The organism is Nostocoides jenkinsii Ben 74 (assembly GCF_001046875.1).
GTDB lineage: Bacteria > Actinomycetota > Actinomycetes > Actinomycetales > Dermatophilaceae > Nostocoides_A > Nostocoides_A jenkinsii.
The window spans coordinates 3,771,938-3,779,569 of sequence record NZ_HF571038.1; the positions used below are offsets into that span (position 1 = coordinate 3,771,938).

Consider the following 7,632-nt stretch of genomic DNA (forward strand, 5'->3'; position numbering starts at 1 on the left):
CTTGCAAGGTGTCCACAGTTGACTAACTTCTGCTAGCAGAGGTTCCTTGACATTCTGGAACTGTGGATAACTAAGGCAAAGTGGAACCGACTCAGGCAAACGGCCATACGCTAAGAGGAGAGGCGGGCCCGCAGGGGGTGCCCGCCCACATCGTGGGAGGCACCACATGCTCTCTTTTCTCGTTGGTATGTCGCGCCGTCGCCGCCTCGTCGCGGCCTCGGCCCTCGCCGTGGTCATGTTGGCCGGTGGGTGCTCCAGTGGTGAGTCGTCCGCACCGGGCGGGGGCACGTCCAGCGCTAACGCTGCGGGGTCCACCGAGGCGACCGGAGCGGGCGTCGATTCGCCCTCCGATTCGCCCTCCGAGTCGGCCGGCGGAAGCGGGACCGGAGGCACCTCGGCCGCAGCTGTCGACGTCACGGGCACGCCACTACCCGTCCTGGCGAGCAGGACGGGGCAGAGCGACACCACCCCGGTTACGGTGTCGCTGAACGAAGTTCGCGCGGCCGGCAAGCTGATGACCGTCACCTGGTCGGTGCGCAACGATGGCCAGGAGCCGTGGCGCGTAGGCGACTTCTTCTTCTCCGGACGGTACGCGCACGGTTGGACCGACCAATTGGGATCCGAGTTGGTCGGCGTCGCCAGTGGCGTCTACGTGCTGGACGCGGTCAGCGCCCGACGCTATCTGCCCGCCCAGGACAAGGACGGCAATTGCGTGTGCACCTCCAACACGGCCGCCATCGAGGTCGTCCCAGGCGCGAGCACGGTGCTGCAGGCGGTCTTCCAGGCGCCGCCGCCCAAGGTCGCGACCGTGCAGGTCGTGCTGCCGAATATCGGGCCCTTCGACGCGGTCCCGGTCGCCCGGTGAGCGCGCCGTCAGTGCCACCCGGGGCGGCCCCCGGTAGGCACCTGCTGGCAGTCAGGTTGACGGTGATCCTCGTGACCGGCCTCGTCGCGATCCAGACCGCTTCCGCCGCAACGCCGTTTGTGAGTTCTCCGCTGTCGGCGGCCGATCCGGTGCCTATACCCGGGATCACCCTGACGACGCCACTGACCGTCACACCTGACGTCTTCGCGGATCCCGACATTCACGGGGAAGTCCAGGACCTTGTCTTCCGCGAAGCCAATCTGGACGGGTCGCTCATCACCACCGGTGGGCGGCGCTTCGAGTTGGCGGCCGATGTGCTCTTTGCCTTCGACAGCGCCGACCTCAGCCCCAAGGCGGAAGCCGTCCTCGCGGATGTCGCAAAGCGGCTCGCTGCCGTCGACGCAAGCTCGCTGCGGATCGATGGCTACACCGACAGCACGGGGGATGCGGCCTACAACCGTGGTCTATCGCAGCGCCGAGCCGACGCCGTCCGGCGAGGCCTCCTCGCCACCAGCGACGCACTCACGATCGTCGCTCGCGGCCACGGCGAGGCCGATCCGGTCGCCGACAACGCCACCGACTCCGGCCGTCAGCAGAATCGCCGGGTCACCATCACTGTCGCCGATCAGTGACCAGCGCCCAGCTCAGGCCCGGTTGGCCCACTCGCCGGACTCGACATACGACGCCACATTCGCCATCCGCTTTTGGGCCCGGGAGATCTCGCGAACCGCCGAGGTCACGATGCTGCGATCGATCGGCGACATCTGGTCGAAGACCAGGCTGTCGGACGCCCGCGAGCCATCGGCCACCTGCAGCAGCTGATACCGCAGACGCAGTCGCTGCAAGACCTCAAATACCTCGGCGAGCGTCGCGGCGTGCGCGGCGGGAAGGAAGGTCGTTCCGCCACAGGCCAATAGCCGCTCCGGCGTCGCCAGTTCCTCGGATCGAGCGACCAAGGCACCCCAGCGCGCCAGATTCACCAGCGGCAACAGCGCGAGTTCCTTGATGTCGTAGTTCGCCGGTCGGCGCCACGGCTCCCGCAGCGTCCGCAGCCGCGCCCGATGCGCCAATGCGTCGACGAGCAGCAACCGCATCGTCATCGGGTGCTTGCGCAACTCCTCGACCACCAACTCGGCGGCCGCGCGTGTGGTCGACCCGACGATCGGGCGCGAGTCCACCAGCAGTGACGTCAAGATCGCACCCTTGCCTTCGACCGGATCGGCGATCCACGCCTGGGCCGCGGCGCGCCACTGCGCATCGGTCCGGGACAACAACGCGTGCCGCGCGCTCACCCCGTGGGCATCGCCCGTGAAGCCCGCCTCGGCGAGCGTGAGGTCGACGGTCGTGAACAGTTCCCGATAGGCCGCCATCTCCTCCTCGCCGACGTCGTCGGCGAACGCCACCGCGGAGTCGACGTCGGAGGACAGCACGGCTTCCCGGCGCCCGTTGCTGCCCAGCGCCAGCCAGGTGAACCGGTCCGGGCTGAGTTCCGGATGCGCGGCCAACCCCAACTCGATCGCCCGGCGGATCACGGAGTCGATCAGACTCGAATACACCGAGATGACCCGACGTGAGGCGAGGCCCCGCTTGAGCAATTGCCCGAGCAGCATCGGGATTGCCTTCGTATGCCGCACCAGATCAGTCGTCGTTGCCGCTCGCCGAAGTTGCTGGTGCACGGCGAGATCCGCCGCGGCCGGGGACAGCGCGAAGTCCCGCACCCGGACCACGCCCGCCAAGCGCCCGTTCGCGCCGGTGACGATCACTCCCTCCGAGTCGGTCTCAAGAACGTGCACCAGGGTTTCGGCGGCGCTGGCGTCTGCGGTCGTATGGAGCGCGCTCGCGTCCAGCGCCTCGCGCACCGGCGCGCTGCCCGGCAGGCCGTCCACGAGGACCCGGCGTCGCAGGGAGGCGTCGGTCACGAGCCCGAATCCCGTCGGGCCAAGGTCGACAACTGCCGACGAGCGTCCCGAGTCCGTCAGTTGCCGCGCCACGTCCGTCAGGGCCGTCCCGGCCCCAACGACGAGGGGCGCCTCGGCGATCAGATCCCCGACTTGGTAGTAGGCCGGCATGTGCGGGGCGGCGCTGACGTCGGCCCGGGCATTAGGCAGCAGGTGGGCGGCCAGGAAGCGCGCGCCCGACTTCGTCACGAAGGCGACGGCGGCGTCGTCTCCCGGCAGTCGGGCCACCGTCGCCTGCGTCACGGCGCTGGCGCGGGGACCGACCGAGCGCTCGGTGAGCATGGCCGAGAACCCGAAGACCCCCCCGACGGACAGGATCTCGTCCGGCTCGAGAGGGCTTCGGCGCGCGTCATTCCACAACCCGACCTGGCCGTCGAGCACGACATACACCGCCGAGGACGGATCCTCGAAGGCGTTGAGCACGAGGCTCCCCGCGGCATACGTCGTGATCTCGGCCTTCGCGACCAGCCCGTCTCGCACCTCGGCCGAGACCGAGTCGAACGGGGCGTGCTGGGCCAGGACCGAGCGCAGGTCGTCGAGTTCGCTCACCCCCCGACGGTAGGCGGCGACGGCAGCTTGTAGCCAGAAGGCGCGACGGTTTCGTCGAGCGCGGCTTTCCACGCCCCTGAAGAGATGTATTCCTTCAGCGCCGCGTTGACCTTGTCGACCATGGCGGTGTCGCCCTTCTTGACGCCGATGCCATAGGTCTCATCGGTCATGCCCTTGCCGACGACCTTCAAGATCCCCTTGTATTCGGGGGTGGCCGCGAACCCGGCCAGGATCAGGTCGTCGGTGGTCACCGCGTCGACGTCACCATTGGCGAGATTGCGCACGCACTCCGAGAACGACGGCACCTCGCGCAGGGTGATCTTGCCCTTGTAGGTCGCCTTCACGTAGTCCGCCGAGGTCGTCCCGGTGACCGAACACAGGGTCCGGCCGTCGAGCTTCTCCGGCCCGGTCAGGGTCTCGTCGTTGCGCCGCACCAAGAGGTCTTGGTGCGCGACGAAATAGGGGCCGGCGAAATCCACCTTCTGCTTGCGCTCGTCGGTGATGGAGAACGTCGCGACGACGAGGTCGACCTGCCCGTCCTCCAAGGCTTGGACGCGCTCGCCCTGGGCCACCGGAACCCACTCCGGGGTCATGCCGAGTTTCCCGGCGACATATTCGGCCGTCTTGATGTCGAAGCCGCTGTATGACGTGCCGTCCTTGAGCGAGACGCCCGGCTCGTCGGTGGCGACCCCGATCTTGATCGTGGCCGCCCCGGCGGGCGCCGAGGTGGTGCTGGTCGTCGGGGTGTTCGTGTCCTTGGAGCACGCGCTGAGTCCGGCGAGGAGGCCGAGGGCCCCCACCGTGGCGATGGCGCGGCGACTGGTGATGTGACGGGTGGTGGTCTGCATGTCCAGTTCTCCTCTCGCTCAGACCGACTCGGGCTGCTTGGGTGCCGGGTCGACGCGGGCCGGGCCCGAATCCGTCCACACTGGGCCCAGGTGCCCACCGGTGTTGGCGGCGACCTTCGGCTTCACGATCATCCAGCCGATCGCCAGGATCGCGCTCAGCAATGGAATGCCGATGACGATGACGATGAAGTTGACCTTGTGCCAGAAGTAGGGCGAGGACTGCCAGCCGCTCACGGCCATACCGACGGCGACCATCACCAAGAAGGCGAGACCCAGATAGCTCGTCCAGGGATAGCCCGGTGCCTGGAAGGGGCTCGCCGGGATGACGCCCTTGTTGACAAGACTGCGCAACTTCAACTGGCAGGCGAAGATCGTGCCCCAGGTGAAGAGCACGCCGATCGCGGCGGCCTCCAGGGCGATCTCGAAGGCGTCCGGCCGAAGCGCGTTCAGGACGGAACCGAAGACGAAGACCACCGAGGTCATCACGATGCCGGCCCACGGGACGCCGGACTTGCTCATCTTGAGCGTGAACGCGGGGGCCTGCTTCGACATGCCCAGGCTGCGCAGGACGCGCCCGGTCGAGTAGAGGCCGGAGTTGAGCGAAGACATCGCCGCGATGATCAGGACCGCCTGGATGACATTGCCCATCCAGTCCAATCCCATCCGTCCGAAGACGGACACGAATGGGCTGATGCCGGGCTTGAATTCCTTGGTCGGCAGCATCGAGACCAGTAGCAGGATCGAGCCGCAATAGAAGACAGCGATGCGGAAGATAACGGCATTGACCGCCTTGGGAACCTCCCGCTCGGGGTTTTCCATTTCGCCGGCGGCGACGCCGACCATTTCGATCGCGGCATACGCAAAGACGACGCCCGACATCACCAGGATGGGGCCGTACCAGTTGTAGTCGCCGCTTGACGGCCAAAAGCCGCCGGGGTTGCTCCAGAGGTTCTGGAAGCCGGCCTTGTGCCCGCCGACGTCCATCTGGAAGAGCACGACGACCAGGCCCACGGCCAGGAAGATGACAATGGCGCCGACCTTGGCGACGGAGGCCCAGAACTCGAACTCACCGAAGGCGCGGGCCGAGAGCAGGTTGATCACGAGGACGACGGCCAAGGCGATCAGGACCGTCTGCCAGGTGGGCATATTGGGCCACCAGTGCTGCACATACAGGCCGACGGCCGACAGCTCGGCGATGCCGGTCAACGCCCAGTTGAGCCAGTACATCCAGCCGGTGACGAAGGCCCACTTCTCGCCATAGAACTCGCGCATATAGGAGACGAAGGCACCGGAGGTCGCACGGTGCAGCACCAACTCGCCCAGCGCCCGCATCAAGAAGTAGGCGATGACGCCGACGAATGCGTAGCTGAACAGCAGGGCCGGACCCGTGCTGTTCAGGCGCGACGCCGAACCCAGGAACAGGCCGGTGCCGATGGCACCGCCGATCGCGATCATCTGGACGTGTCGGCGTCCGAGCGACTGCTTGTAGCCGACCTGCTCGGCGTTCAGCGACGACGCGTGGTGACTTGCTCCACTCATGTGCTCCCCCCTCAGGGATCGCGCGAATACGGACAATTAGTCATCGTGGCACTGCTGAACGTGATGCGCATCACTTCGACCGCTCGTACTGGTTAGTAGGTCAAATATTGAGATGGGAGGTCAGGGCGCGGACGGCCTCTCGTCGTTAGGTGGGGTTCGCGCGCCCCCGGTAGCCTGAGCAAGTGAGCCTGCGCCTGTTCGACTCCGCCACTCGGGAGATTCGCGATTTCGTCCCCATCACACCGGGCCGGGTCGGGATCTACATCTGTGGCCTGACGACCCAGGCGCCGCCCCACATCGGGCACGTCCGCTTCGCTGTCGCCTTCGATGTCCTGCGTCGCTGGCTGACGCGCGGCCACGGCTTCGACGTCACCCTCGTGCGCAATGTCACCGACATCGACGACAAGATCCTGCGCAAGTCTGACGAGGCCGGTGAGGACTGGTTCGCCCTGTCTTATCGCAACGAGCGGCTGACCAGCGAAGCCCTCGAACTGCTTGGCGTCCTGCCCGCGACGTACGAGCCCCGCGCCACCGGTCACGTCCCCGAGATGATCGAGTTGATGCGGCTGCTGATCGAGAAGGGTCACGCCTACCCCGCCCCCGACGAGAGCGGCGACGTCTACTTCGATGTCCGTTCCTGGCCGGCGTATGGCGAGTTGACTCGCCAACGCGTCGACGACATGGCGGCCGCCGAAGATGCGGACCCCCGTGGCAAGCACGACCCCCGCGACTTCGCCCTGTGGAAGGGAACGAAGCCAACGGAACCGGCGAGCGCGAGCTGGCCCACGCCATACGGCATCGGTCGCCCGGGTTGGCACCTCGAGTGCTCGGCGATGGCTCGGAAGTATCTCGGCGACCACTTCGACATCCACGGTGGCGGGGTCGACCTGCGCTTCCCGCATCACGAGAACGAGCAGGCGCAGTCGCGCGCCGCCGGGCTGGACTTCGCGAACTACTGGCTGCACAACGCCTGGGTCACGATGGGCGGGGAGAAGATGAGCAAGTCGCTCGGCAACTCCCTGCTGATCGGTGAAGTCACCAAGCAGGCTCGTCCGTTGGCGGTGCGCTACTACCTGACGGCGGCGCACTACCGCTCGATGATCGAGTTCCACGAGGGCGCGTTGGCCGAGGCGGAGGCCGCGGTGGATCGCATCGAGGGCTTCCTGCGCCGCGCCCTGCCGAAGGTCACCACCGCCGAGCCGAGCGGCGAGGAGGAGTTCCCGGCCGAGTTCGCCGCGGCGCTCGATGACGACCTCGGCGTCTCCGGGGCATTAGCCGTCATTCACGACCATGTCCGCAAGGGCAACATCCTGCTGGAAGAGGACGAACCCCAGGCGGCGGCGGATGTCGCCCGGCTGGTGGTCGCGATGACCGACATCCTTGGGGTCAACCCGCTGTCGGCGACGTGGGTTGCCGAGGCTGGTGGCGGCGGCGCCGCCGCGCTGGACGCCTTGGATGCCCTGGTGCAGGCGCAGATCGCAGCGCGCGCCGCGGCCCGGGCGGCTCGCGACTTCGCGACGGCGGACGCGATCCGCGACCAACTCAGCGCGGCCGGTATTCAGGTCGAGGACACCTCCTCCGGCGCGCGCTGGAGCCTGGTCAAGAGCGGCGGAGACAACTGATGGCAGGCAACAGCAAGCGCGTCGGCGCGGTGCGCAAAACCGGATCTAAGAAGGGCGCCGTCGTCGGCTCCGGTGGGCAACGCCGCAAGGCGCTCGAAGGCCGCGGACCGACGCCGAAGGCGGTCGATCGGCCCAACCACAAGGCGCACAAGGCGGCCGCCCGAGGCGGTCAGGCCGGTGCCCGCCCCGGCTCCGCTGGCCGCGCTGGTGCCGCCAGCCGCAGCGGTGGCTCCCGGCCCGCGCCGCGGCGC

The 7,632-nt window shown here is 67.6% G+C and carries 6 protein-coding genes and 1 pseudogene; 4 read left to right on the plus strand and 3 right to left on the minus strand.

Annotated elements, in window-relative coordinates:
- Positions 1 to 166: 166 nt before the first annotated feature.
- Positions 167 to 865, plus strand: coding sequence for a hypothetical protein (locus tag BN13_RS19835; RefSeq protein ID WP_162199987.1), 699 nt, complete (start codon positions 167 to 169; stop codon positions 863 to 865).
- 71 nt (positions 866 to 936) lie between these two features.
- Positions 937 to 1,497 carry an OmpA family protein gene (locus BN13_RS19840; protein ID WP_162199986.1) on the plus strand — a complete coding sequence of 187 codons (561 nt, stop codon included), beginning with the start codon at positions 937 to 939 and terminating at the stop codon, positions 1,495 to 1,497.
- Positions 1,498 to 1,509: 12 nt separating this feature from the next.
- Here BN13_RS19840 and BN13_RS18010 read toward each other — a convergent pair whose 3' ends face one another.
- From BN13_RS18010 to BN13_RS18020, 3 genes are read right to left on the minus strand one after another with little or no spacing between them, the layout of a single operon-like run.
- Positions 1,510 to 3,372 carry a DUF294 nucleotidyltransferase-like domain-containing protein gene (locus BN13_RS18010; protein WP_084733842.1) on the minus strand — a complete coding sequence of 621 codons (1,863 nt, stop codon included), beginning with the start codon at positions 3,370 to 3,372 and terminating at the stop codon, positions 1,510 to 1,512.
- Positions 3,369 to 4,220, minus strand: coding sequence for a glutamate ABC transporter substrate-binding protein (locus tag BN13_RS18015; protein ID WP_053079837.1), 852 nt, complete (start codon positions 4,218 to 4,220; stop codon positions 3,369 to 3,371). Before BN13_RS18015 ends, BN13_RS18010 begins: the two co-directional genes overlap by 4 nt.
- A gap of 18 nt (positions 4,221 to 4,238) precedes the next feature.
- The gene (locus BN13_RS18020; protein WP_048548252.1) at positions 4,239 to 5,759 is read right to left on the minus strand and encodes an amino acid permease; all 1,521 of its coding nucleotides are present in this window, start codon (positions 5,757 to 5,759) and stop codon (positions 4,239 to 4,241) included.
- Between the two features lie 182 nt (positions 5,760 to 5,941).
- Between BN13_RS18020 and cysS the strand changes: the two genes are divergently transcribed.
- Positions 5,942 to 7,381, plus strand: coding sequence for a cysteine--tRNA ligase (gene cysS, locus BN13_RS18025; RefSeq protein ID WP_048548251.1), 1,440 nt, complete (start codon positions 5,942 to 5,944; stop codon positions 7,379 to 7,381).
- Positions 7,381 to 7,632, plus strand: a pseudogene (locus BN13_RS20525) (23S rRNA (guanosine(2251)-2'-O)-methyltransferase RlmB); the annotation flags it as partial. The gene cysS and the pseudogene BN13_RS20525, both read left to right, overlap by 1 nt.

Excerpts from the sequence above, each read along its gene's own strand:
- BN13_RS18020 (WP_048548252.1), bottom strand. The coding sequence starts at position 5,759 with ATGAGTGGAGCAAGTCACCACGCGTCGTCGCTGAACGCCGAGCAGGTC.
- BN13_RS18015 (WP_053079837.1), bottom strand. The coding sequence starts at position 4,220 with ATGCAGACCACCACCCGTCACATCACCAGTCGCCGCGCCATCGCCACG.
- BN13_RS19835 (WP_162199987.1), top strand. The coding sequence starts at position 167 with ATGCTCTCTTTTCTCGTTGGTATGTCGCGCCGTCGCCGCCTCGTCGCG.